This is a genomic window from Serinicoccus sp. CNJ-927, from assembly GCF_001942435.1.
Lineage (GTDB): Bacteria > Actinomycetota > Actinomycetes > Actinomycetales > Dermatophilaceae > Ornithinicoccus > Ornithinicoccus marinus.
On sequence record NZ_MKKF01000051.1, the window covers coordinates 1 to 24274 of the forward strand.

Annotated in this window: 24 protein-coding genes and 1 pseudogene; 19 read left to right on the top strand and 6 right to left on the bottom strand. The window is 73.6% G+C overall.

Annotated features, from left to right (window positions below; translation table 11 throughout):
* A pseudogene (locus BJF86_RS15420) lies at positions 1 to 269 on the bottom strand (transposase); the annotation flags it as partial.
* Positions 270 to 362: 93 nt separating this feature from the next.
* On the opposite strand from BJF86_RS15420, the gene BJF86_RS15425 reads away from it, so the two are divergent.
* From BJF86_RS15425 to BJF86_RS15480, 14 genes are all read left to right on the top strand, one after another.
* Positions 363 to 1370: a S8 family serine peptidase gene (locus BJF86_RS15425; RefSeq protein WP_414819950.1), complete on the top strand. Its 1008-nt coding sequence runs from the start codon at positions 363 to 365 to the stop codon at positions 1368 to 1370.
* Positions 1364 to 1972: an RNA polymerase sigma factor gene (locus BJF86_RS15430; RefSeq protein ID WP_075820258.1), complete on the top strand. Its 609-nt coding sequence runs from the start codon at positions 1364 to 1366 to the stop codon at positions 1970 to 1972. Before BJF86_RS15425 ends, BJF86_RS15430 begins: the two co-directional genes overlap by 7 nt.
* Positions 1969 to 2454, top strand: a complete 486-nt coding sequence (locus BJF86_RS15435) for a hypothetical protein (protein WP_075820260.1) — start codon at positions 1969 to 1971, stop codon at positions 2452 to 2454. The genes BJF86_RS15430 and BJF86_RS15435 overlap by 4 nt, the downstream gene beginning before the upstream one ends.
* A gap of 1 nt (position 2455) precedes the next feature.
* Entirely contained in the window at positions 2456 to 5041 is a 2586-nt protein-coding gene (locus tag BJF86_RS15440) for a CHAT domain-containing protein (protein WP_075820262.1), read from the top strand.
* A 19-nt stretch (positions 5042 to 5060) separates the two neighbouring features.
* Positions 5061 to 6116: a rod shape-determining protein gene (locus BJF86_RS15445; protein ID WP_269087288.1), complete on the top strand. Its 1056-nt coding sequence runs from the start codon at positions 5061 to 5063 to the stop codon at positions 6114 to 6116.
* The gene (locus BJF86_RS19160) at positions 6116 to 6694 is read left to right on the top strand and encodes a rod shape-determining protein MreC (RefSeq protein ID WP_237768258.1); all 579 of its coding nucleotides are present in this window, start codon (positions 6116 to 6118) and stop codon (positions 6692 to 6694) included. The genes BJF86_RS15445 and BJF86_RS19160 overlap by 1 nt, the downstream gene beginning before the upstream one ends.
* Positions 6610 to 6912: a rod shape-determining protein MreC gene (locus BJF86_RS17690; protein WP_237768259.1), complete on the top strand. Its 303-nt coding sequence runs from the start codon at positions 6610 to 6612 to the stop codon at positions 6910 to 6912. Before BJF86_RS19160 ends, BJF86_RS17690 begins: the two co-directional genes overlap by 85 nt.
* Entirely contained in the window at positions 6909 to 7394 is a 486-nt protein-coding gene (mreD, locus tag BJF86_RS17695; protein WP_143553886.1) for a rod shape-determining protein MreD, read from the top strand. Before BJF86_RS17690 ends, mreD begins: the two co-directional genes overlap by 4 nt.
* The gene (locus BJF86_RS19165; protein WP_237768260.1) at positions 7391 to 8149 is read left to right on the top strand and encodes a hypothetical protein; all 759 of its coding nucleotides are present in this window, start codon (positions 7391 to 7393) and stop codon (positions 8147 to 8149) included. Before mreD ends, BJF86_RS19165 begins: the two co-directional genes overlap by 4 nt.
* Complete coding sequence (locus tag BJF86_RS19170) at positions 8119 to 9468, top strand: penicillin-binding transpeptidase domain-containing protein (RefSeq protein ID WP_237768261.1); 1350 nt, start codon at positions 8119 to 8121, stop codon at positions 9466 to 9468. Before BJF86_RS19165 ends, BJF86_RS19170 begins: the two co-directional genes overlap by 31 nt.
* The gene (locus tag BJF86_RS15465) at positions 9465 to 9992 is read left to right on the top strand and encodes a GNAT family N-acetyltransferase (RefSeq protein WP_075820266.1); all 528 of its coding nucleotides are present in this window, start codon (positions 9465 to 9467) and stop codon (positions 9990 to 9992) included. Before BJF86_RS19170 ends, BJF86_RS15465 begins: the two co-directional genes overlap by 4 nt.
* Before the next feature lie 40 nt (positions 9993 to 10032).
* Positions 10033 to 12831: a phosphoenolpyruvate carboxylase gene (gene ppc, locus BJF86_RS15470; protein ID WP_075820268.1), complete on the top strand. Its 2799-nt coding sequence runs from the start codon at positions 10033 to 10035 to the stop codon at positions 12829 to 12831.
* Positions 12832 to 12868: 37 nt separating this feature from the next.
* Entirely contained in the window at positions 12869 to 13705 is an 837-nt protein-coding gene (locus BJF86_RS15475) for an Fpg/Nei family DNA glycosylase (protein ID WP_075814894.1), read from the top strand.
* A gap of 179 nt (positions 13706 to 13884) precedes the next feature.
* The gene (locus BJF86_RS15480) at positions 13885 to 14844 is read left to right on the top strand and encodes a hypothetical protein (protein WP_143553887.1); all 960 of its coding nucleotides are present in this window, start codon (positions 13885 to 13887) and stop codon (positions 14842 to 14844) included.
* Between the two features lie 294 nt (positions 14845 to 15138).
* Here the strand turns inward: BJF86_RS15480 and BJF86_RS15485 are convergent, their stop codons facing one another.
* Both BJF86_RS15485 and BJF86_RS15490 read right to left on the bottom strand, forming a co-directional pair.
* Positions 15139 to 15873 carry a PIG-L deacetylase family protein gene (locus BJF86_RS15485; RefSeq protein WP_075820272.1) on the bottom strand — a complete coding sequence of 245 codons (735 nt, stop codon included), beginning with the start codon at positions 15871 to 15873 and terminating at the stop codon, positions 15139 to 15141.
* On the bottom strand, positions 15870 to 16865 hold the full coding sequence (locus BJF86_RS15490) for a DNA topoisomerase IB (RefSeq protein ID WP_075820274.1): 996 nt from the start codon (positions 16863 to 16865) through the stop codon (positions 15870 to 15872). The genes BJF86_RS15485 and BJF86_RS15490 overlap by 4 nt, the downstream gene beginning before the upstream one ends.
* A 129-nt stretch (positions 16866 to 16994) precedes the next feature.
* Here BJF86_RS15490 and rpsO point away from each other — a divergent pair, with 129 nt between their 5' ends.
* Together rpsO and BJF86_RS15500 are read left to right on the top strand one after the other, a co-directional pair.
* A complete protein-coding gene (gene rpsO, locus BJF86_RS15495; RefSeq protein ID WP_075820276.1) occupies positions 16995 to 17264 on the top strand; it encodes a 30S ribosomal protein S15 in 270 nt (89 codons plus the stop codon).
* Between the two features lie 148 nt (positions 17265 to 17412).
* The gene (locus tag BJF86_RS15500; protein WP_075820278.1) at positions 17413 to 19920 is read left to right on the top strand and encodes a polyribonucleotide nucleotidyltransferase; all 2508 of its coding nucleotides are present in this window, start codon (positions 17413 to 17415) and stop codon (positions 19918 to 19920) included.
* Between the two features lie 100 nt (positions 19921 to 20020).
* On the opposite strand, the gene BJF86_RS18040 is transcribed toward BJF86_RS15500, so the two are convergent.
* From BJF86_RS18040 to BJF86_RS15510, 3 genes are all read right to left on the bottom strand, one after another.
* The gene (locus BJF86_RS18040; RefSeq protein ID WP_158068440.1) at positions 20021 to 20176 is read right to left on the bottom strand and encodes a hypothetical protein; all 156 of its coding nucleotides are present in this window, start codon (positions 20174 to 20176) and stop codon (positions 20021 to 20023) included.
* Between the two features lie 118 nt (positions 20177 to 20294).
* On the bottom strand, positions 20295 to 21473 hold the full coding sequence (locus tag BJF86_RS15505) for a heparan-alpha-glucosaminide N-acetyltransferase domain-containing protein (RefSeq protein ID WP_075814886.1): 1179 nt from the start codon (positions 21471 to 21473) through the stop codon (positions 20295 to 20297).
* Between the two features lie 35 nt (positions 21474 to 21508).
* Entirely contained in the window at positions 21509 to 22075 is a 567-nt protein-coding gene (locus BJF86_RS15510; protein ID WP_075814884.1) for a GNAT family N-acetyltransferase, read from the bottom strand.
* 95 nt (positions 22076 to 22170) lie between these two features.
* Here BJF86_RS15510 and paaA point away from each other — a divergent pair, with 95 nt between their 5' ends.
* The 3 genes from paaA to paaC are packed head-to-tail and all read left to right on the top strand — an operon-like array spanning position 22171 to position 24244.
* Entirely contained in the window at positions 22171 to 23199 is a 1029-nt protein-coding gene (gene paaA / locus BJF86_RS15515; RefSeq protein ID WP_022924215.1) for a 1,2-phenylacetyl-CoA epoxidase subunit PaaA, read from the top strand.
* Positions 23196 to 23483: a 1,2-phenylacetyl-CoA epoxidase subunit PaaB gene (gene paaB, locus BJF86_RS15520; protein ID WP_022924214.1), complete on the top strand. Its 288-nt coding sequence runs from the start codon at positions 23196 to 23198 to the stop codon at positions 23481 to 23483. The genes paaA and paaB overlap by 4 nt, the downstream gene beginning before the upstream one ends.
* Complete coding sequence (gene paaC, locus BJF86_RS15525; protein ID WP_075820280.1) at positions 23480 to 24244, top strand: 1,2-phenylacetyl-CoA epoxidase subunit PaaC; 765 nt, start codon at positions 23480 to 23482, stop codon at positions 24242 to 24244. Before paaB ends, paaC begins: the two co-directional genes overlap by 4 nt.
* Positions 24245 to 24274 lie beyond the last annotated feature (30 nt).

Sequence of the window (24274 nt, forward strand, 5' to 3'; positions counted from 1 at the left end):
GCCTGTCGGCTGATGATCCCGAAGAAGACCTCGACGAGGTTGAGCCAGGACCCGCTGGTCGGGGTGAAGTGCAACGTGATCCGCGGGTGCTTGGCCAGCCACTGCTTGATGTCCTCGTGCTTGTGCGTGTGGTAATTGTCCAGGACCACGTGCAGCTCCCGGCGCGGGTAGGCCCTGGCGACCTTCTTGAGGAAGTCGAGGAACTCGGCCTTGCCGTGCCGGTCGTAGCACTGGTCGGTCACCGCACCGGTGGCCACCTCAAGAGCGGCCAGACGGGCGGGCTCTACTGGGGTGGGCAGACCGGAGGGCTCTACTGGGGCGGACAGGGCGGGGTGCCGGGCGTGGCCCCCGACCGGACGCCGGTGCAGCTGGCGCTCTCCGACCCCACGAGGAAGCCGCGCGGTCGGCGAGCCCCGGTCGTCGTCATCCCGGACACCGGGCTCGGGGAGCACCCGTGGTTCGCGGGTGGCGACCTCGCCTCAGAGCGGCGCTCGCTGCTCGGTTGGCCCGTCCTGCCGGACGGCCGGCCCGATCCGTGGCCGGAGGGTACGGGTGTGGTCGACGAGCTGACCGGTGCGCTCGACCCGCTGTCCGGGCACGGCACCTTCATCGCCGGCGTCGTCCGGCAGGCCGCCCCGGGCGCGCGGATCGTCGCGCTCCCGGTGCTGGACTCCGCAGGGCTGGCGGCCGAGCAGGACGTGGTGCGCACGCTCGTCGTCCTGCTCGTCCTGCACCTCATCCGGCAGGAGCAGGGACGTGACGACTTCGGCGACGCCGGGGGCGTCGTGGACGTCCTCAACCTCTCGCTCGGCTTCTACCACCAGGACGGCAAGGTGAAGGAGCACCCGGTGCGGTCCCTGCTCGAGATCTTCGGCAGGTCCGGGGTGGGCGTCGTGGCCGCAGCGGGCAACCAGGCGACGAGGACCCCGATGTATCCCGCCGGGTGGGCGCTGCCCGACGGGACGACCCCGGACACCCGGAAGGCGGTGCCGCTCGTCTGCGTCGGCGCGCTCAACCCGGACCGGTGCTCGGTGGCGCTCTTCAGCAACGCCGGGCCGTGGGTCACGACCCACCGCCCGGGCGTCAACATCGTCAGCACCCTCCCGGTCACCTTCGACGCCTCGGCCCAGCCCGCCCGCCGGGTCGGCACCGACCCGGGCACCCGGGCCACCCCGGACCCGGACGACTTCCGGGGCGGGTTCGGCGTCTGGAGCGGGACCAGCTTCGCCGCACCCTGGTTGGCCGGGCAGCTGGCAGACCACCTCGCGGCGCGGCTGGCGGCGGACGACGACGGGGACGCGGCGGCAGCACTGCGCGGCCGGGCAGGGGCGGCCCTGCACACCCTGCTGGTGGAGGAGGGACGATGCTGACCGACGACGAGCCGGAGGTGGGCGTCCAGGAGGATCCCCCCTCGCTCGGGGACCAGGCCGGGGCCTGCTTCCACCGGTACCGCGAGGGTCAGGACCAGGCGCTGGGTGAGCTCGTCGACCTGGCGAGCCCGCTGCTGTGGAACGTCGCGCGGGCCCACGGGTGCGACCGGGAGGCCGCCGAGGACGTGGTCCAGGACGTGTGGATCAGGCTGGTGGACCGGGCGGCCGACATCCGGGAGAGCGGTGCGGTGCTGGGGTGGCTCGTCATCGCGGTCAAGCGGGAGAGCTGGCGCACCGCCAAGATGGCACGGCGCACCTCCTACGACCCGACGGGGACCGTCGACCCCGGCGAGACCGAGCCCGGTCCCGAGGCAGCCGCCATCCTCACCGAGCGCCAGCAGGTGCTCTGGGCCGCGGTCCAGGAGCTCTCCGAACGGTGCCGGCAGCTGCTGCGCATCGTGGCCTTCTGCGACCGGCCGGACTACGACGAGATCTCGGCTGCGCTGGGCATGCCGAGAGGAAGCATCGGACCCACCCGTGGTCGGTGCCTGGACAAGCTGCGACGGTCGCTGGCGGCCGACGACAGGTGGGAGGACCGATGACCTACGACGACCTCTCGTCGGCGCCGCTCGACGACTCCGACGTCGCCGTGCTGCACGACCTGCGCGAGACCGTGGACCGGCTCGACCCCTCCCCGGCCGGTCTCACCGACCGGATCAAGTTCGCCCTGACCGTGCGGGCGCTCCAGGCCGAGGTGGCCGAGCTCACGCGGGCACCGACGGCACTCACCCGGGGTGACGACGCCCAGGACGAGCCGGACCAGGCGATGACGGTGACCTTCAGCACCGACTCCGTGAGCATCATGATCACGGTCAGCCCGCTGGGCGACGGCACGGCGCGCGTGGACGGCTGGCTCACCTGCGAGGTGTCCGAGGTGGAGCTGGCCCGACCGGACGGACGTCGCGACCGCGTCGAGGTCCAGGACGGACGGTTCGCCTTCGCCGCAGTGAGCACCGGCCCCGCCTACCTCGTGGTCCACCCCCTCGGTGACCGCACCGTCCTGACCCCCACCTTCACCATCTGACGTGGGCCGTCGGGCTCCGGCACGGGCGTCGCCCACGGCGGCCTCGCTCTTCGACGCCGGTCGGCAGGCCAACCTCGCGGGGCGGCCGGCCGAGGGCGAGCGGCTGCTCCGACGGGCCTTGCGCTCGTTGGACCGGCACGCCGACGACACGGTGCCCGGCATCGGCTCGGTGCGGGGTGGCGACGCAGGAGTGGTGGAGGCGCGCGTCCGGGTGCTGCTGTCGTTGAGCACCTCGCTCGTGCAACGGCACGGGGCGAGCCCTGCGCTCGAGCTCGCGACCAGCGCCCTCCACCTGGCCCAGGGACCGCTGCTCGGCGAGGAGGAGCAGATGCTCCTCATGACCAAGTGCCGGCTGCAGCTCGCGATGATCCACGGCCGCACCGGCCACGCCGACGCCGCGTTGAACCAGCTCGACCGTGCCCTGTTCTTCGTCGACCGGCTCGGACCCAGGGACCGCTTCGACCTGCTGCTCTCCCGCGGGGCAGCCCGCACCGACGGCCACGACCCCGGGGACGCCGAGGCCGACTTCGTGGCCGCGGCCCAGATCGCTCACGACCACGGGTTCGCGATCGAGGAGTTCATGGCCCGGCACAACCTCGCGCAGGCCGTCTCGCTGCAGGGCGACCTGCCACGGGCGCTCCGGCTCTTCCGCGACATCGAGCGACTGGGCGGCGAGGCCTCGCTCGCGGTGGCCCTGCACGGGCGGGCGCGCACGCTCCTGGACGCCGGGCTCGTCACCGAGGCCCGGGAGCTGCTGCAGCGCGCGGTCGCGGAGGCCGGGCGGACCGGACAACGCCTCGTCGTCGGCGAGGTGCAGGTCGACCTGGCCCTCGCCGAGCTGATCGACGGCGACCAGGCGGCAGCGGCCCGCACCGCGGCCGGGGCACGCCGCTCCCTGCAGGGCCGCGCCCCAGGGGTGCGTCGGCGGGCCGAGCTGGTGCTCCTGGACGCCCGTCGTCGGCGTGGACGACGGCTCCCGGAGGTGGCGCGCCGCGGTCTGGCCCTCGTCGAGGCCTTCGACCGCGACGGTGACCACGTCGCGGCCGACCTCGCCCGCCTGGTCGTCGCCGAGACCGAGGTGGACCGGGACCGGTCCGCCGAGGCCGTGCAGCTGCTGCGGGCCACCGCAGACCTCACCCACGCCGGGTCGCTCAGCATGCGGCTGCGGGCCCGAGGGGTGCTCGCCGCTGCCGCGCGGGCGGTTGACGACGCCGTCACCGCCCGTCGCCACCTGCGGGCGGCGCTGACCGACCTGACGCGGACCGTGGCCGGCAGCTCCAGCCTGGAGCTGCGCGCGGCGACCCATCACTACGCCCAGGGGCTCGCGGCGCTGGATCTGTCGGTGGCCCCCGACAGCTCCCGGGACCGGCTGCTGGCCGTCGAGCGCTGGCGCGAGGCGGCCAGCCGGTCGCCCGCCGTCCGGCCTCCTGCCGACCCGGAGCTGGCCAGGCGCACGACGGTGCTGCGCCACCTGCGCCAGCAGGTCCGGGACGACCTCGACCGGGCCCACCGGCTCCGACCCCGGTTGCGGGAGCTGGAGCGCTCGGTGGCCGCCCTGTCGTGGTCGGCACCCGGTGGCACGGCCGGGCGTGAGGTCGTCACGCGCCAGCAGCTGGGCCGGGCGCTGGGCCGGCTGCGGGAGCGGGACACCTCGCTCGTCTACCTCGTGGAGGCGTCCGGCACCCTGGTGGCCGAGGTCCTGGCACAGGGCAGGATGCGCACGGTCGAGCTGGGGCCGGTCGCTCCGGTGCGCGAGCTGGCGCAACGACTGGCGGCGGACCTGGAGACCGGCGCACGGTCCCACGGGGGGCCGATGGAGGAGCTGCTCCACCGGTCGCTGCGCCGCTCCGCGCGGATCCTCGACGACGCCACGCTCGCGCCGTTGCTGCTGGACGGACGCGTCCTCGTGGTGCCCACACCGAGCCTGGCCGCGGTGCCCTGGGGCATGCTCCCGAGCCGGTCCGGCCAACCCACCCCGGTGGCGCCGAGCCTCACCGCCTGGGCCCGACAGGAGCTCGCCGTCCCGGCCCCCACCGTGGTGGCCCTCTCCGGGCCGGAGCTGGCTGGGGCCCGAGACGAGGTCGCGCTGGTGTCGGAGGCGTGGGGACCGACCCGGGCCACCCCGGTGGGCGACGCCGCCGCGCCGGACCTCGCTGCCGCGCTGGCCGGGGCCGACCTCGTCCACGTCGCCGCCCACGGGCGGCACCGCGACGACAGCCCGCTCTTCTCCTCGCTGTGGCTCGCCGACGGGCCCTACTTCCTCGCCGACCTGGAGCGCGAGGACCGCCGGGCCAGCCACGTGGTGCTCTCGGCCTGCGACTCGGGCCGGTCCCGCCACCGCGGCGGGTCGGCAGCCCTGGGACTGGCGGCCGGCTTGCTGTGGCTGGGCGTCACCAGCGTCGTCGCCGCACCCTGCAGGGTTCCCGACCAGGTCGCCGCCGAGCACCTTCCGGACTACCACCGGCTGCTCGTGGCGGGCCTACCGGCGGACGAGGCGCTGAGCCGCTCGGCGCAGCGGGCCCACCCGCTCGCGGGTGCCTTCGTGGCCTGGGGCGCGCCCTGGAGCGCCGGGCCGACGCCCGGGTGACGCTGCGTACGATGCCGGGGTGAGCATCGAGGTAGGACGGCGGGCGCGAGGGTCCTCGCTGCTCGGGCGGGACCTCGCCGTCGACCTCGGGACCGCCACGACGCAGGTGCACGTGCAGGGTCGGGGCGTCGTCCTCGACGAGCCGACCCTGGTCGCCGTGGACACCGGCACCGGTCGGCTCGTCGCCGCCGGCAGCAGTGCCCACGAGATGCTCGGGCGCACGCCGCAGCACGTGCTCACGCTGCGACCGCTCGCCGACGGCGTCATCAGCGACGGCGACCTCGCCGAGCAGCTGCTGCGGCACTTCCTGGAGCGGGTGCGTCCCACCCGGCTGGTGCGGCCACGGACCGTCGTGTGCCTGCCCGGCGGGATCACCGCCGTCGAGCGCCGCGCCCTCGAGGACGCCGCGATGCGGTGCGGGGCGCGCCGCGTCTACGCCCTGGAGGAGGCCATGGCCGCGGCCGTCGGTGCCGGGCTCCCGATCGAGGGCGCTGCGGCCACCATGGTCGTCGACCTCGGCGGTGGGACGACCGACGCGGCCGTCATCAGCCTCGGTGGGGTGGTGAACGCGCGCAGCCTCCGGGTCGGCGGCGACGAGGTGGACGAGGCCGTGGCCGAGGGCGTCCGCCGCGAGCACGACCTGCTCCTCGGGGAGCGGTCGGCGCAGCACATCACGCACGCGGTGGGATCGGTCTGGCCGGTCGCCGAGAGGCTGACGACCCGGGTGCGGGGACGGGACCTCGGCACCGGGCTGCCGCGGACGATCGAGCTCGGGAGCGAGGAGGTGCGGCGGATGATCGAGCCGGTCACCGCTCAGGTCGTCGAGGTGGTGCGCTCGGTGCTCGACGTGTGCCCGCCCGAGCTGTCCGGGGATCTTCTGGACACGGGGGTCACGCTCACCGGGGGTGGGGCGCTGCTCCGGGGCTGGGCCGAGCGGCTGCGGCACGAGCTCGGGGTGCCGGTGCGGCTGGCCGAGGACCCGCAGCGCGCGGTCATCCGCGGGGCCGGGGCCTGCGTCGACGACATGGGCGCGCTCCGACAGGTCCTGACGCGTCGGGCCGCGACGCCGGCCTGATGCGTCGGCTCACCCTGGTCTCGGTGCTGCTGGCGGGGGCGACCGCCGCGGCGATCGTGGTCGACCTCGCCCGCCCGGGACTCGCCGACCCCGTCCGCGAGGCGGTGGCCGTCGCGGCGGCCCCCGCGCAACGGGTGCTCGCCGGGTGGGACGACGGGGAGCTGGCCCGGCTGAGCGAGGAGCGCAACGAGCTGGCGGCGCAGGTGGACCGGCTGGAGGCACGGGAGCGCGACGTCGTCGAGCTGGACGCGCTGGCGCGCTCGAGCACGGTGGCCGCGGTGGACCGCCGGCTGCTGCCCGCGCGGGTGGTCGCCTTCGCCTCCGGCAGCTCCCCGGTCGGGTCACGGACCGTCACCGTCGACGTCGGCCGCGAGAACGGCGTCGCGCCGGACCAGACCGTCGTGAGCGTCGACGGGCTCGTGGGTCGGGTCCTGCGGGTGGCCCCCGCAGCGCTGACGTGCTGCTGCTCGGCGACGCGCAGGTCGTCGTCGGGGTGCGCTTCGGCGACGAGGGCGCGCTGGGCGACGTCCAGGCGGGCACCCCGCCCGAGCTGCCCCCGCGGGGCCACGGCGAGCTGACGCTCACCGCGCTCGGGGACAGCGAGATCGCCGTCGGGGACGAGGTGACCACCCTCGGGAGTCCGGACGACGTCCCCTACGTCGCAGGCATACCGCTCGGCACGGTGACCGACGTCGACCCCGACCGGGGACAGCTCGGCCGGACCGCCGTGGTCCGGCCGCACGTGGACACCGACACCCTGGACCTCGTCGCCGTCGTGACGGTGGCGGACGGATGATCCGCGTCCTCGGACCGACGGTGCGCGCCCTGCTGCTGGTGCTCGCGGTGCTGCTGCCGAGCGCGTGGCCCGCCGGACTGGCGCGGCCCGACCTCGTCCTGCTCGTCGTGGCCGCTGCCGCACTGCTGCACCGCCCGCAGGTGGGTCTGCTCGTCGGGCTGGTGGGGGGCTGGCTCGTCGACCTCGTCCCTCCGGGCGGCGAGCCGCTGGGGGCGAGCGCGCTCGGCTATGCCGCCGTGGGTCTCGGCCTGGGATCGGTCCGGCGGTCGCTCGTGATCTCCCCGCTCCTGCCGTGGGCGGCCACCGCGCTCGCCGCGGCCCTCGTGCTCGGGGTGCGCGGCGTCGGCGCGGCTGCCGGTCTCGGGAGGGCGCTGCCCGGTGAGCTCGTCTGGTCGTGGGTGGTCACCATGCTCGTCGCGGTGCTCGCCCTGCCCGTGCTCATGTCGCTCGAGCGGTGGATGACGGCACGGGGGTGGGCATGAGCCCGTCGCCTCCGCGACGGGGTCGACCCGCCCCGGTGCGGGTGCCCCGGCCCACGGTGACCCCGCCCCGCGTCCGGCGCCGTCGCTCGACGCGCCCGCTGTGGGCCGCCGTCGCCGTGGTGCTCCTGCTCGGCGGGGTTCTCCTCGGGCGCCTCGGCCAGGTGCAGCTGACCCGGCACGAGCAGCTCGCGACGCAGGCCGCGGAGGTGAGCACCCGTGAGGTGGTCACCCCCGCCCTGCGCGGTCGCGTGCTGGCGGCGGATGGCACCCCCGTCGTGACCAACACCGCCTCGTCCGTCGTCACCGTCGACCCGCAGGTCCTGCTGGAGGCGGAGGACGAGGGCCGGGCGATGATCGCCTCGGTCGCCGCCGCCCTCCGGCTGCCGGAGGAGGAGCTGTGGGGCCGCACCCGGGTGTGCGGCACCGAGGGTGCGCCGCCCGTGCCCGCGTGCTTCAGCGGGTCGCCCTACCAGCCGGTCCCGATCGTCGACGATGTCGACCCGGTCGACGCCCTCGCCCTGCTCGAGCGGCCCGAGGACTACCCCGGGGTCAGGGTCGACAGCATCCCCGTCCGGGACTACCCGGCACCGGAGGGGATCAACGCGGCGCACCTGACGGGCTACCTCGGTCGGGTGACCGCGGCCGAGGTCGAGGCGGCGGACGGGGCGCTCGACCCCGAGGCCTGGGTGGGGCGCGCCGGACTCGAGGCGTCTACGACGCGGGGGTGCGGGGGACGGCCGGCCGGACCACGGTGACCGTCGACCCGCGGGGCGTGGTCACCGGCACCCTCGAGCGGACCGACCCCGTGCAGGGGGCGGACCTGCGGACCCACCTCGACGTGGAGGTCCAGGCGGCGAGCGAGACCGCCCTGGTCGAGGCGGTCCGGGCCGCCCGTCGGGCGGGTGCGCCCGCGACCAGCGGCGCCGCCGTCGTGCTCCGCCCGGACACCGGCGCCGTGGTGGCCGCGGCCAGCTTCCCCACCTACGACCCCGGCCTGTGGACGCGCGGCGTGAGCGCGCGGGAGTACGACCGGCTTCTCGATCCCGACCGGGGGGCGCCCCTGGTCAACCGGCTCGTCGCGGAGACCTTCCCGCCCGCGTCCACCTTCAAGGTCGTCACGCTGCCCGCAGCGCTGCAGACCGGCATCGACCCCGAGGGGGAGTATGCCTGCCCCGGCGCCGTGACCATCGCCGGACAGCGGTTCACCAACTACGAGTCGGAGGCCTACGGCGAGATCGACCTGCCGCGCATCCTCGAGGTCTCCTGCGACACGACGTTCTACCGGTGGGCCTACGACCACTGGCGCCAGCTCGGCGGCCTGGGCGGCGGCGCGGAGGCCGACGCCCGGGACCGCTTCCTCGCGGTGGCCCGTGGGTTCGGGCTCGGGCAGCGCACCGGGGTCGACCTGCCCGGCGAGGTCGCGGGCACGCTGCCGTCGCGGGCGTGGAAGCAGGACTACTGGGAGACCACCCGGGAGGACGCCTGCGCGCGTGCCGAGGAGGGCTACCCGGAGGTCGAGGACGAGGACCGTCGGGAGTTCCTCGAGCAGCTGGCGGAGGAGAACTGCGTCGACGGGGGCCAGTGGCGGCCGGGGGACGCGGCCAACTTCTCCATCGGGCAGGGCGACGTCGCGACCACCCCGCTGCAGATGGCCGTCGTCTACGCCGCCGTCGCCAACGGCGGCCGGCTCGTGACCCCGCAGCTGGCCGATGCTCTGGTGCACGTCGACGGCACCGTGGTCGAGGAGCTGGAGCGGCCCGACCAGGGCAGTGTGTCGCTGGAGGACGAGACCTGGCAGATCCTGCGTTCGGGCCTCGAGGCGGTCGTCACCGACGGCACCGGCGCCGCCGCCTTCGCCGGCTGGCCGCAGGAGGCATACCCGCTGGCCGGCAAGACCGGGTCGGCCGAGTCCTTCGGGCAGGACGCGACCTCGTGGTTCGCGTCCTACGGCCCGGTCGAGGACCCGGAGTACGTCGTGCTCGTCATGGTCGAGCAGGGCGGCATCGGGTCCGACGTCGCGGCACCGGCCGCGCGGGCCATCTGGGAGACGTTGCGCGAGCAGGAGGGACGATGACGACGACACCGGAGCCCGTCACGATCCGTGACGCCACCGGCGCCGACGCGGCGGGCTGCGCGGCGATCTACGCGCCCTACGTGCGGGACACCGCGGTCACCTTCGAGACCGACCCGCCGGACGACGTCGCCCTCGCCGGACGCATCGCTGCCGCGCAGGAGCGGCACGCGTGGCTGGTCGCCGAGCGGGACGGTGAGCTCCTCGGGTATGCCTACGCCGGCACCTACCGGCCCCGGCGCGCCTACGCCCGGACCGCGGAGACCAGCGTCTACCTGGCGCCCGAGGCGGCCGGGCAGGGGATCGGCGCCGCGCTCTACCGCGCGCTGCTGGACCGGCTGCGCGAGCTCGGCTACGGCACCGCCGTCGCCGGCATGACCCCGCCGAACCCGGGCAGCGCCGCCCTGCACCGGTCGCTCGGTTTCACCCAGGTGGGCGCCTTCACCCGGGTCGGGCGCAAGTTCGGCAGGTGGCATGGGTGCGACTGGTGGGAGCTGCCGCTCGCCGAGGACGTCGCGGAGCCCTGAGGGGTTCGGAGGCCGACCCTGGTTGCCGTAGGGTCGACGCGTGAGCGAGCCGACGTCCACCGACCCCATCAGCCCCGAGCTCCGTGCCGACGTCCGACGGGTCTCCACCCTGCTCGGGCAGTCGCTCGTGCGGCACCACGGACAGGAGCTCCTGGACGCCGTGGAGGAGGTGCGGCTCGCCGCCAAGGCCAGCAAGGAGGGGGACGAGCAGGCCGCCGCCGACGTCCGCCGGGTCCTCTCCGGCCTCCCGCTGGACCAGGCGACCGACCTCGTCCGGGCGTTCTCGGCATACTTCCACCTCGCGAACGCCGCCGAGCAGGTGCACCGGGTGCGCACCCACGCGGCCCGGAGCGAGGACGAGGGCTGGTTGACCTCCGCGGTCAGGGACGTCGTCGAGCACGGCGGCCCCGAGCTGCTGGCCAGCAGCGTCGCCGAGCTGGACATGCGGCCGGTCTTCACCGCGCACCCGACCGAGGCGTCGCGGCGCAGCGTGCTGACCAAGATCCGGCACCTGTCCGACCTGCTCGCGACGACCACCGAGCCGGAGACCCTCGCGCGGCGGCGCCAGGACCGCGAGCTGGGCGAGCTGGTCGACCTGATCTGGCAGACCGACGAGCTGCGGCAGAACCGCCCGACCCCGCTCGACGAGGCGCGCAACGCGATGTACTACCTCGACGAGGTGCTCACCACGACGATGCCGAACCTGCTCGGGCACCTGTCCGACCTGCTCGCCGAGCAGGGCGTCCGCATGGATTCCTCCCGCTCGCCGCTGCGCTTCGGCAGCTGGATCGGCGGGGACCGGGACGGCAACCCCTACGTCACGCCGGCGGTCACCCGCGAGGTGCTCACCCTGCAGGGCACGCATGCCATCAAGGTCGCGCTCGCGCTGGTCGATGTGCTGATCTCGCAGGTCTCCTCCTCCACCCTGGTCGTCGACGTCGAGGAGGAGCTGCTGGCGTCGGTGCGCGAGGACCTCGCGCACCTGCCCGGCCTCGACAAGCGGGTGCTCGAGCTGAACGCCCAGGAGCCCTACCGGCTCAAGCTGACCTGCGTGCGGGCCAAGCTGCTCAACACGCGCCGTCGCTTCGACGCGGGCACGCCGCACGAGGAGGGACGCGACTACGCCTCGGTGGACGAGGTCGTCGCCGACCTGCAGGTGGTCGCCGACTCGCTGCGCCGGCACGGCGGGGAGCTGGTCGCCGACGGGCGGCTGGCCCACGCGACTCAGACCATCGCCTCCACCGGCCTGCACCTGGCGACGCTCGACGTGCGCGAGCACTCCGAGAAGCACCACGAGACGCTGGCGCCGATGCTGGACGCCGCCGGGGCTGCGGCCGAGGTGGGCTACGACGCGCTGGACCGCGAGGCGCGGCTGGAGCTGCTCGGCGCCGAGCTCGGCTCGCGCCGCCCGCTGCTCACCCGGGCGGCACCCCGGGAGAAGACGCTGGCCGTCTTCGACGAGATCCGGCAGGCGGTCGCGACCTACGGTGAGGACGTCGTCGAGACCTACATCATCTCGATGACGCAGGGACCGGACGACGTGCTGGCCGCGGCCGTGCTCGCGCGGGAGGCCGGGCTCGTCGACCTGCACGGCGACGCCGGGGGCGAGGGCGCCTTCGCGCTCATCGGCTTCGCGCCGCTGCTGGAGACGATCGACGAGCTCCGCGGTGCCGCGGCGCTGGTCGACTCGATGCTGTCCACCCCGGCATACCGCGAGCTGGTGCGGCTGCGCGGGGACGTCCAGGAGGTCATGCTCGGCTACTCCGACTCCAACAAGCAGGCCGGCGTGCTCACCAGCCAGTGGGGCATCCACCAAGCGCAGCGGGCCCTGCGCGACGTCGCGGCGAAGCACGGCGTGCGGCTGCGGCTCTTCCACGGTCGCGGCGGCTCGGTCGGCCGCGGCGGCGGCCCGACCTACGACGCCATCCTCGCCCAGCCCAACGGGGTGCTGGAGGGCGACATCAAGTTCACCGAGCAGGGTGAGGTCATCTCCGACAAGTACTCGCTGCCGGCCCTCGCGCAGGAGAACCTGGAGCTGTCCCTCGCCGCGGTCCTGCGGGCCTCGGCGCTGCACCGCGACCCACGGACCACCGCCGAGGAGCGGGAGCGCTACGGCGCGGTCATGGACGTGGCCAGCGACGCCGCCTTCGCGGCCTACCGCAGCCTCATCGACGACGAAGACCTGCCGGCCTACTTCGTCGCGGCGACGCCGGTCGACCAGCTGGGCGCGCTCAACATCGGCTCCCGCCCGAGCAAGCGGCCGGACACCGGCAAGGGCCTGGACGGGCTGCGGGCGATCCCGTGGGTCTTCGGCTGGACCCAGACCCGGCAGATCGTCCCGGGGTGGTTCGGTGTCGGCTCCGGGCTGCGGGCGGCGCGCGAGGCCGGGCACGGCGAGACGCTGCACGAGATGCTGGAGCACTGGCACTTCTTCCGCTCGGTGATCTCCAACGTCGAGATGACCGTCGCCAAGACCGACCTCGGCATCGCGGCGCACTACGTCGACACCCTCGTGCCGGAGGAGCTGCGGCACGTCTTCGCGACCATCCGCGAGGAGTTCGAGCTCACCGTCACCGAGCTCAAGGCGCTGACGGGGGAGGAGGACCTGCTCGACGACCAGCCGGTGCTCAAGCGCACGCTGGCCGTCCGGGACAACTACCTCGACCCGATCTCCTACCTGCAGGTGGAGCTGCTGCGCCGGCTGCGCGAGCGGCCGGACGAGACGGCCGCGGCCGACGAGGGGGCGGCCGGACCCGGCGACGACGAGGTCGACGAGCTGCAGCGGGCGCTGCTCGTGACCGTCAACGGGGTGGCGGCAGGTCTGCGCAACACCGGCTGAGAGGGCCGGTGCCGGCGCTGCGTGAGAGCATCGGGTCATGCCCGAGGGACACACGCTGCACCGGCTCGCCCGCGCCCTCGACGCCGCCTACGGCGGCACGACGCCGCAGGTCAGCAGCCCGCAGGGCCGCTTCGCGCAGGAGGCCGCCGTCCTGGACGGGCAGGTCGTGGACGGGTCGTGGGCCCACGGCAAGCTGCTCTTCGTCGACTTCGCGCAGGGGCGCACCCTCTACGTCCACCTCGGGCTCATCGGCAAGTGGTTCGTGCTGCCGGTGGAGCCGCCAGGCAGCGAGCCGCCCGCGACCGGGCAGGTGCGGCTGCGGCTGCTCTCGGACACCCGGGTCGCCGACCTGCGCGGCCCGATGGCCTGCGAGCTCGTGGACGAGGCGGAGGTGGACCGGCTGGTGCGCCGGCAGGGGCCGGACCCGCTGCAGCCGGTGGGCGGGCTGAACGACCCGGACGAGGCATACCGGAAGATCCGCCGCTCGGGCAAGACCGTCGCCGAGCTGCTCATGGACCAGACGGTGCTCGCCGGGGTGGGCAACATCTACCGCTGCGAGGTGCTGTGGCGGCACCGGCTGCACCCGCTCAAGCCCGGCCGCTCGCTCAAGCCGGCATCCTGGCAGCTCATCTGGGAGGACCTCGTGCGGCTCATGCCGCTGGGGGTGCGGACCGGCACGATCATCACCCTGGACGACGTGGCCGCGGACACCGAGGCGGCCCTGGAGCGCGGCGAGCTGCCCGACGTGCCCCGCGAGTTCGCCGTCTACAAGCGCACCGGTCAGCCGTGCCTGCGCTGCGGCGCGAGCATCCGGCACAAGGTCGTCGCCGGCCGCAACCTCTTCTGGTGCGGCAACTGCCAGCGCCGCACCTGAGGTCCCCTCCCGCCTGAGCAGAGAGATGTGCCCGAGGCAGGCGCTGCAACCCCTGCGTGGCACGCCTTCCTCTGCTCAGACTCCAGCCGGCGTGCCGTCCTCTGCTCAGGTCCACCTGCGGATCCGGCACCTGTGGACAAGTCCGGCGCTGAGTCGTCGCGGCGCGGCAGGCTGGTCCCATGAGGGGCGACGCGATGGACCCGCGGGTGGGTCGGCTGCTGGAGGTGCACCCGCACGGGCTCACGACGGCCCACCTGCACCGTGCCGGTGTGTCCGACACGGTCATCCGGAGTCAGGTCGCCGCGGGGGTGCTCCTCCGCCTGCGCCGGGAGGTCCTCGTCGACCGGCGGGTATGGGAGGCGTCGCCCCCGTGGGAGCGTCATCGCCTGCGCGCGCTCGCGGTCGCGGGTTCGCTGACGTCGCTGGGCACCGAACCTGGCCAGGTCGCACTCAGCCACCGCAGCGGGCTGGTGGTTCAGGACCTGGACGTGCACGGTTCTGACGACGAGGTCCACGGGAGCCGCGTGGGCTGCGGCCGTGGCCACCGCTCGGGAGGCCTGTGGGTGCATGCGCCGGTGCCGCCGGGACAGGTCACCGACCAGGACGGTATACCCGTGGTCCGGCCCGCGCTCGCCAGTCTCCAGGAGGCCGTCGTGCACGGCGCCGAGTGCGGGCTGGTCGCCGCCGACTCGGCCCTGCGGGTCGGCGCCGCGACCCCGGAGGAGCTCCGCTCCCTGGTCGACCTGTCGTGCCTGCGGCGTGACCGGCCTGCAGCGCGCCTGGTGGCCGACCTGGCCGACGGCAGCAGGGAGAGCGCCGGGGAGTCACGCACGGCCTGGCTGCTGCACCTGCTCGACATCGAGGTCGAGTGCCAGGTCGAGATCTACGGCCCCGCCGGCTGGCTGGTGGCGCGGTCGGACTTCCGGATCAAGGGCACGAACGTCCTGCTGGAGTTCGACGGCCGGGTGAAGTACGACGACCGGGACGTGCTCATGGCCGAGAAGGTGCGCGAGGACCGGCTGCGGGAGCTGGGCTACGAGGTCGTGCGACTCACCTGGGCAGACCTGGCCACGCCGGGGCTCGTGCGGGCCAAGATCCGGCAGGCCCTCGCGCGGGCGTCCCTCCGCCGACCGGCCTGAGCGCCGGTGCGCCGCCAGGGCCTCCAGTGCCGCCGGTGCTTCCGGGGCCGCCGGTGCTTCCGGTCCCGCCTGAGCAGAGAAGGCTGGCCCAGGCGGGGGTTGCAGCGCGTGTGTGGGGCACGTTTCTCTGCTCAGGTCGGGTAGGGGTGGCTGTGTCCCTGCTGAGCAGAGAAGGCTGGCCCAGGCGGGGGTTGCAACCTGTGCGTCGGGCACGTTTCTCTGCTCAGGTCGGCGATGGTCGGGTGCGGGCCGGAGTGGGCGGCGCGGGGGCACGGTGGCGCCTGGCGGGGTGGCTCAGCGCTGCCAGACCTGGGCGCGCCAGGCATACCGGGTGGGGCCGGCGCTGTCGCCGGCGCCGTCGGTGCTGCCCAGGATCATGCCGAGCAGCTCGCGCGGGGAGGGGTAGTCGTCGTCCAGCGCGGCGAGGTACTGCCGGTGCGCCTCCAGCGAGGCGACGCCGCGCTCGAAGGTGTCGGTGACGTCGACCTCGTGCGTGGGGGTATGCCCGGCCGAGGACGCGATCCAGCGCACCCCGTCCCACGGCTCGTGGCCGGCGTCGAGGAGGTCGGGGAAGATCCACCGGTTGCCCGCCGCGGCCACGGCGTCGATGACGCTCAGGCCGACGACGCGGTGGTCGGCCTGGTTGAGCCCACCGCCCGGGAAGGTCTCGGCGTGCGTGATGGTGGTCACCACCTCGGGCCGCACCTCGCGGATCACCCGGGCGAGCTCGCGCCGCAGCCGCAGGTCGGCCTCCAGCACTCCGTCGGAGAAGCCGTCGAGGAAGCGCACGTCCTCGACGCCCACCTCGCGGGCGCCGTCCCGCTCCTCCTGCTCGCGGACCGGGCCGGCCTCCTCCGGCGGCATCGTGGCGATGCCGGCCTCCCCGCGCGTGACGAGCAGGTAGGTGACCTCCTTGCCCTCGGCGGTCCACCGGCCCACCGCCGCGGCCGTGCCGTACTCCAGGTCGTCGGGGTGGGCGGCGATGCACAGCGCCCGCCGCCAGTCCGTGGGGAAGGTCTCCAGGCTCATGCCAGCATCTCTAGCACGGCCTTCTCCAGGTCACGCGTCCGGGCCGCCGGTGAGCGGTGCCGCCGCCGCGCCACCTCGGCGATCGTCGTGCCGCTCTCGTAGAGGTCGATGACGCGCGGGTCGATGTACGATGCGCGCGCGACGGTCGGGGTGTTGCCGAGGTATGCCGCCACCTCGTCCACAGCGGCCTTCACCGCCCGCCGACGCGAGGCCTGGGTGTCGCCCGCCTCCTCGGTCAGCGCCAGCGAGGTCGCCGCCAGCACCGTCGCGTGCCAGGTCCGGAAGTCCTTGGCGGTCAGCTCGCCCCCGAGCAGCTCGTCCAGGTAGAGGTTGACCGCGGCGGCGTCGAGGTCGATCCAGCGGCGCCCGTCCTGGTAGGCCAGCAGCCGCTGCCCGGACCGGCGCCGCCGCATCCGGTCCAGCGCCGCGATGACGTCGGCATCGTCGATCTCGACCGTGTGCTCGACGCCGGACTTGCCCACGAAGCGGAAGACCAGCACGTCACCCCGGGCGCGGACGTGCCGGCGCTCCAGCGTGGTGAGACCGAAGCTGCCGTGCGCGTCGGTGTAGACGTCGCTGCCGATGCGGAAGTAGCCCAGGTCCAGCAGCCGCACGGCGACCGCCTCGGCGCGCTCGGCGGGCATACCCTCCTGCGCCAGGTCATGGGCCACCCGACGTCGCGCCGCGGGCAGCTCGGCCGCCGCCGCGAGCACGCGGTCGAACTTCATCCGGTCCCGCTTCTCCCGCCAGGCCGGGTGGTAGAGGTACTGCCGCCGTCCGGCGTCGTCGGTGCCGACCGCCTGGAGGTGCCCCTGCGGGTGCGGGCAGATCCAGACGTCCTGCCAGGCCGGCGGGATGGCCAGCGCCTTGACCCGCTCGACCTCCTCGTCCGGCAGCCGCTCGCCCTTGGCGTCCAGGTAGGTGAACCCACGGCCGGAACGTCGGCGGGTCCAGCCGGGCGAGCTGGGGGAGACGGTGCGCAACCGGGGCATACGCGCAGATTAGGGCCGATCCCGCCCCACTGATAACCTGAACGGTGCCGTCATGACGGCCGCGGATTCGAGAGTGCCCCGGTGAACAGGCCCGGGTTGGCGCCGCGCAACAACACGAAGGAGTCGCCCATGGCGATCGACACTGCCGCCAAGCAGGACATCATCAAGGAGTACGCCACGACCAAGGGCGACACCGGGTCGCCTGAGGTCCAGGTCGCGCTGCTGACCGCCCGCATCAAGGAGCTCACCGAGCACTCCCGCGAGCACAAGCACGACCACCACAGCCGCCGCGGCCTGCTGCTGCTGGTCGGCAAGCGCAAGCGGCTGCTGCGCTACCTCGAGGAGATCGACATCGAGCGCTACCGGTCGCTGATCAAGCGACTCGGCCTGCGTCGCTGAGACTTCGCCTGGGAGCGGTTCCCGTCACGGGGACCGCTCCTTCGCGTATGAGGTGGGGGGCCGGCACACGCCCCTCGCCTGCAGGACCGGCCGGGCACAACGATGATGCCCCGCGCCGTGAGCAGAGTTGAGCAGAAAAGGAGGGCCCATGGAGGGTCCAGAGATCACCGCCGCCGAAGCCACGATCGACAACGGCAGCTTCGGCACCCGCACCGTCCGGTTCGAGACCGGACGCCTGGCCAGGCAGGCCGGCGGCTCCGTCACCGCCTACCTCGACGACGAGACCATGCTGCTGTCGACCACCACGGCCGGCAAGCACCCCAAGGACCACTTCGACTTCTTCCCGCTGACGGTGGACGTCGAGGAGAAGATGTATGCCCTCGGCAAGATCCCCGGCAGCTTCTTCCGGCGTGAGGGTCGCCCGTCCACGGACGCGATCCTCACCTGCCGGCTGATCGACCGCCCGCTGCGCCCGACCTTCGCCAAGGGGCTGCGCAACGAGGTCCAGGTCGTCATCACCGTGCTGTCGCTCGACCCCGAGCACCAGTACGACGTGCTCGCGATCAACGCCGCGTCCGCCTCCACCCAGATCTCCGGCCTGCCCTTCAGCGGCCCCATCGGTGGCGTGCGCATCTCCCTCATCGACGGCCAGTGGGTCGCCTTCCCGAACTTCTCCGACGCCGAGCGCTCGACCTTCGACATGGTCGTCGCCGGGCGGGTCGTCGACGGTGACGACGTGGCCATCATGATGGTCGAGGCCGAGTCCACCGAGGCGACCTGGGACCTGGTGAAGTCCGAGGGCAAGCAGGCCCCGACCGAGGAGGTCGTGGCCCAAGGCCTCGAGGAGTCCAAGAAGTTCATCAAGGCCCTCTGCGACGCTCAGGCCCAGCTCGCCCAGGAGTCCGCCAAGGAGGTCCAGGAGTTCCCGCGCTTCCTCGACTACGAGGACGACGCCTACGCCGCCGTCGAGGAGGCCGTCTCCGGCGACCTCGCCGCGGCGCTCCAGATCGCCGGCAAGGCCGAGCGCGAGGACCGCGTCGACGAGATCAAGGCCGCCATGATGACCCGGCTGGCCGGCGACGACGACGGGTCGGACGCCGCCTTCGCCGGTCGCGAGAAGGAGCTGTCCGCGGCCTACCGCGCCGTGCAGAAGAAGCTCATCCGTGAGCGCATCCTGCGCGACGAGGTCCGTATCGACGGTCGCGGGCTCAAGGACATCCGTGCCCTGTCCGCCGAGGTCGAGGTCATCCCGCGGGCGCACGGCTCGGCGATCTTCGAGCGCGGCGAGACCCAGATCATGGGCGTGACCACGCTCAACATGCTGCGCATGGAGCAGCAGCTGGACACCCTCTCCCCGGTGTCGCGCAAGCGCTACATGCACAACTACAACTTCCCGCCCTACTCGACCGGTGAGACCGGTCGCGTCGGCTCGCCCAAGCGGCGCGAGATCGGCCACGGCGCGCTCGCCGAGCGGGCGCTCATGCCGGTGCTGCCGACCCGCGAGGAGTTCCCCTACGCGATCCGCCAGGTGTCCGAGGCGCTCGGCTCCAACGGCTCGACCTCGATGGGCTCGGTCTGCGCGTCCACGATGTCGCTGCTCAACGCTGGTGTGCCGCTGCGCGCGCCGGTGGCGGGCATCGCGATGGGACTGGTCTCGGCGGAGATGAAGAACGACGCCGGGACGTCCGAGACGAAGTATGCCGCGCTGACCGACATCCTCGGCGCCGAGGACGCCTTCGGCGACATGGACTTCAAGGTCGCCGGCACCAAGGAGTTCGTCACCGCGATCCAGCTGGACACCAAGCTCGACGGCATCCCCGCCGACGTGCTCGCCGGCGCCCTGACCCAGGCCCGCGACGCGCGTCTGCACATCCTGGACGTCATGAACGAGGCGATCGTCGCCCCGGACGAGATGAGCCCCTACGCCCCGCGGGTGATCTCGGTGCGCGTGCCCACCGACAAGATCGGCGAGGTCATCGGCCCGAAGGGCAAGATGATCAACCAGATCCAGGAGGACACCGGCGCCGACATCTCGATCGAGGACGACGGCACCGTCTACATCGGCGCGACCGACGGCCCCTCGGCCGAGGCCGCGCGGGCGGCGATCAACGCGATCGCCAACCCGCAGATGCCGGAGGTCGGCGAGCGATTCCTTGGGACCGTGGTCAAGACCACGACCTTCGGGGCGTTCGTGTCGCTGCTGCCGGGCAAGGACGGGCTGCTGCACATCTCCGAGATCCGCAAGCTCGTCGGTGGCAAGCGCATCGACGCGGTCGAGGACGTGCTGGGCGTGGGCCAGAAGGTCCAGGTCGAGCTCAAGGAGATCGACCCTCGCGGAAAGCTCTCGCTCGCGGCGGTCGTCGCGCAGGAGCAGGGCGCGTCGGGCGAGGGCCAGACCCCGGCCCCGGAGCAGGGGCAGCCCGCCGGGGAGCCCAGCCGTGCGGACGACGCCGAGGCGCCCGAGGTGACCGAGCCGGCCACGAGCGGTGACGCCGACGGCGGCGACGCCTCTGGGAGCGACGCCGAGGGCGAGGGCGGCGAGCGTCCGCGTCGTCAGCGCCGCCGTCGGGGCGGCCGTGGTCGTGGCGGCAACGGTGGTGGCACCGGCGCCGCCTCGGACTCCGCCGAGTCGGACGGCTCCGGCTCCGGGGTCTGATCGACCTGAGGCGCGGTACGACGCTGCCGCAGGCATGACGTGAGGAAGGGCGGGCCCGATCGGGCCCGCCCTTCCTGCGCGTGTGTCGTCGTCCGGCTGCTCAGGCCAGCGCCTTGCGCCGGATCCTGGGTGCGGGGCTGTCGACGTGCCAGCGCATCTCCATCCGGGTGCGGCCGGTGGTGTCGGTGACCGGGACCCACGTGAGGGCCCGGGTCGCGCGCGTGGTGTCGGTCCGCAGGGAGCGAACGGTCGCCATGGGGTCCACCTCCTCCGAGAGATGAGTCTCGGGTCGAGTCGTTCATCTTCTGTTCACCTAGCCTACCCCAGAGTTCACCGAAAAGTGAACACAAGGTGAACGCGCGTCGTCGTCGCGTTCAGGATGTGGCGGGTGTGGCGGCTGTGGTGCCCACGGAGCGCACGGCGGCGCTGACGACCGCGTCCAACGGGCCGCGTCGACCGACGGCCACCAGCATGGCGCCCACCACCAGCGCGAGGAGGCTGTGCGCCAGCAGACCGGTCGAGGTGTCCGGCGCCCAGGGGCCGGCGTCGCCCAGGGGTGTGGCCAGCAGCACGACGTGTGCCGAGTAGAGGCTGAGGGTGGCGCGACCGGCTCCCGCGAGCAGGGCCCAGGGCAGGACGGAGAGGACGCGGACCAGGATGAGGCAGCACCCGAGCACGAAAGTCGCCGCTGCGGTCGTGTGCACGAGATCCACGACGCTGCCGCTGTGCGGCGCCCAGACGCCGAGCCACCAGGGACTGCCCTCGGGGTGGGTGCCGTAGAAGCCGGTGCGCCGCTCGTGGTCGAGCACCGCCCAGTCGCCTGGGCCGAGGCCGACCGTGGCCAGCAGCGAGGTCCGGACCTCCTCGCTGCGGGTGACCAGCCTCGAGACGCCGAGGGCCAGCACCGCGGTCGCCCCGGCGGCGAGGACGAGGGGTCGGGTGACCCCGGGGACGGGCCCGCGGTCGTGCAGGACGCGCCCGACCGCCATCCCGGCGAAGAGGTAGGTCGCCCAGGTGAGCACCGGGTAGTAGCCGGTGACGAGGAGCTCGCCGAGGAGCTGGAGCGGCCCCGTGAGCAGCGTGGCCAGGGACGGCACGGCCAGCGTGGGCTCGGGCAGCGCCGGGCGCAGGATGAGGCTGAGCACCGGGCTGAGGAGCCCCCAGGCGAGCGCCAGCCAGGCCAACGGTGCCGCCCGCCAGGAGAGCACCGGCAGGGCGCAGCAGAAGAGCAGGCCGTAGTAGGTGAGGATCACCGCGATCCCGGAGCTGGGCAGTCCCAGCAGCAGCCCCAGGCCGCCGACCAGCGCGGCGCGGACCAGGACCCGGCGGCGGTGGAGGCGCGGATCGGCCAGCACCTCGGTCCGGGGCGAGGCCAGGACGAGGCTCACCCCGGCCAGGACGGCGAAGAGCGCGGAGGAGCGACCCGCGACCGTCTGGAACACCCAGCTCACCCCACCGGGCCCAGGCCCCTCCTGCTCGACCAGGTGGGCGGCGAACATCCCCAGCAGCGCGAGCGTGCGCGCCAGATCCACCCCCACCAGCCGGCCGGCCACGTCAGGACCCTCGCCTCAGGTGCCCGTGGGCGGCGTCACGGCCAGGCCACCAGGCGGACCTCGCGGACGGTCCGCCCGTCGTCGGCCACCACCCGGTCACGCCACGCGCCGTCCGGCTCGAAGCCGGCGGCCTGGAGGAAGCCCCGCGTGACCTCGGCCTCGGCCAGCACCCAGGTGGCCACCGCCTCGAGCTCGTCGTGGGCGGCGCGCAGGGTGTCGACCGCAGCGTTGAGCAGGCGGGAGCCGTGGCCGGCACGGCGCGCCTCGGGGTGGACGCCACCGTCGAGGAGCAGCGCCGAGGTGCCCTCGGGCAGACCGGGCTCCTCCTCCGCCGGGCCGACCGCGACGTAGCCGGTGACCTGCGGTCCGGCGCACGCGACCAGCAGGCGGTGCCGCGGGGAGGGCGGGTGCTCCAGCGACTGGCGCCATGCCGAGGCGAACCGTGGGCCGGTCAGCGCCTCCAGGACCTCGGGGTCGAGCACGTCGGCATACTCCTGGTGCCAGACGAAGGCCTGCACGAGCCCCACCGCGGGCGCGTCGTTGGGGCGCGCGGTGCGGACGCTGGCGTCGGCGGCGGGGGCCTGCTCGTGCGGATGGCTCACCGTCCCAGTCTCGCACCCGCGGTTTGTTACACCGTGACCGTCAAATGACGTGACTTGCGTTATACAAAGTCGTGGATCTCTGGCACACTGAGGTCATGTACGGCAACGACTTCGGCCAGCCAGGCACCGACACCCAGGCGAAGCCCTCGCCGCTCAACGCGGCGGAGACGGAGGACTACACCGAGGCGCTCGCCGCCTACTTCGACGGGCTGGTCGAGGACGACCAGCGGGTCGAGCCGCGCGACGCCATGCCGGAGGCCTACCGCACCACCCTGATCCGGCAGATGGCGCAGCACGCGCACTCCGAGATCATCGGCATGCAGCCGGAGGGCAACTGGATCAGCCGGGCGCCCAGCCTGCGCCGCAAGGCGATCCTCATGGCCAAGGTGCAGGACGAGGCGGGCCACGGGCTCTACCTCTACTCCGCCGCCGAGACCCTCGGCGTGGACCGCTCCGAGCTGCTCGACAAGTTGCACCAGGGCAAGCAGAAGTACTCCTCGATCTTCAACTACCCGACCCTGACGTGGGCCGACGTCGGCGCGATCGGGTGGCTCGTGGACGGTGCCGCGATCATGAACCAGGTGCCGCTGTGCCGGTGCTCCTACGGCCCCTACGCCCGCGCCATGATCCGGGTGTGCAAGGAGGAGTCCTTCCACCAGCGGCAGGGCTTCGAGATCCTCTGGACGCTGGCCCGCGGTACCGAGGAGCAGCAGGCGATGGCGCAGGACGCCGCCGACCGGTGGTGGTGGCCGGCGCTGATGATGTTCGGCCCGCCGGACTCCGGCGAGGCCGCCAGCAACGGGCATACCGCCCAGAGCATGGCCTGGGGGATCAAGCGGTTCTCCAACGACGACCTGCGGCAGAAGTTCATCGACATGACCGTCCCGCAGGCGCAGAAGCTCGGCCTGACCCTGCCCGACCCGGACCTGCGGTGGAACGAGGAGCGCGGGCACTGGGACTTCGGCGACATCGACTGGGACGAGTTCTGGCGCGTGCTCAAGGGCGACGGCCCGTGCAACGAGCAGCGGATCAGCACCCGCGTCCAGGCGCACGAGGACGGCGCGTGGGTGCGTGAGGCCGCGGCGGCGTATGCCGACAAGCAGGCCGCGCAGGAGGTCGCATGACCACCGCCGGCTGGCCGCTGTGGGAGGTCTTCGTGCGGGCCAAGCGTGGGCTCTCGCACGTGCACGCCGGGTCGTTGCACGCCCCCGACCGGGAGATGGCGCTGCGCAACGCGCGGGATCTCTACACCCGGCGGCAGGAGGGTGTGTCGATCTGGGTCGTCGCCTCCAGCGACATCACCGCCTCCAGCCCGGACGAGCGCGACAGCTTCTTCGACCCGGCCGCCGACAAGGTCTACCGGCACCCCACGTTCTACGACGTGCCGGAGGACGTGGAGTACCTGTGAGCGAGCAGCACCACGTCGACTACCTCCTCGGACTCGGCGACGACGCCCTCATCTATGCCCAGCGGCTCGGGGAGTGGCTCACCCATGCCCCGCAGATCGAGGAGGACATGGCCCTCGGCAACGTCGGGCTCGACCTCGTCGGGCAGGCCCGCGCGCTGCTGACCCGCGCCGGGGAGGTGGAGGACGCCGACCCGGTGCGGGACGAGGACGACCTCGCGATGCTGCGCGACGAGCGCGAGTTCCGCAACGTGCAGCTCGTCGAGCAGCCGCGCGGCGACTTCGCGCACGAGATGGCGCGGATGCTGTGGTTCTCCGCCTACCAGTGCGAGCTGTATGCCCGCCTGCTCGATTCCGCCGACGAGACGCTGGCCGCCATCGCCGCGAAGGCGGTCAAGGAGGTCGACTACCACCGCGACCACGCGACGCAGTGGGTGCTGCGCCTCGGCGACGGCACCGCGGAGAGCCACGAGCGGATGCAGCAGGGGCTCGTCGCCGTCCATCCCTACCTCGCCGAGCTGGGCGAGGACCACGACGCCGCGCGCTGGGCCGCCGAGCAGGGGATCGGCGTGCTCCCGTCGACCTTGACCGAGGCCGTCAACGAGCACGTCGGGCAGGTGCTGGAGCGGGCCACGCTGAGCATGCCCGACGCGCCCCGCTGGCACGCTCGCGGCGGTCGCGACGGGATCCACTCCGAGCAGATGGGCTACCTGCTCGCCGAGATGCAGCACATCCACCGCAGCCATCCCGGGGCGACCTGGTGATGGTGGCTGCCCCAGGAGACCGCCCTGAGC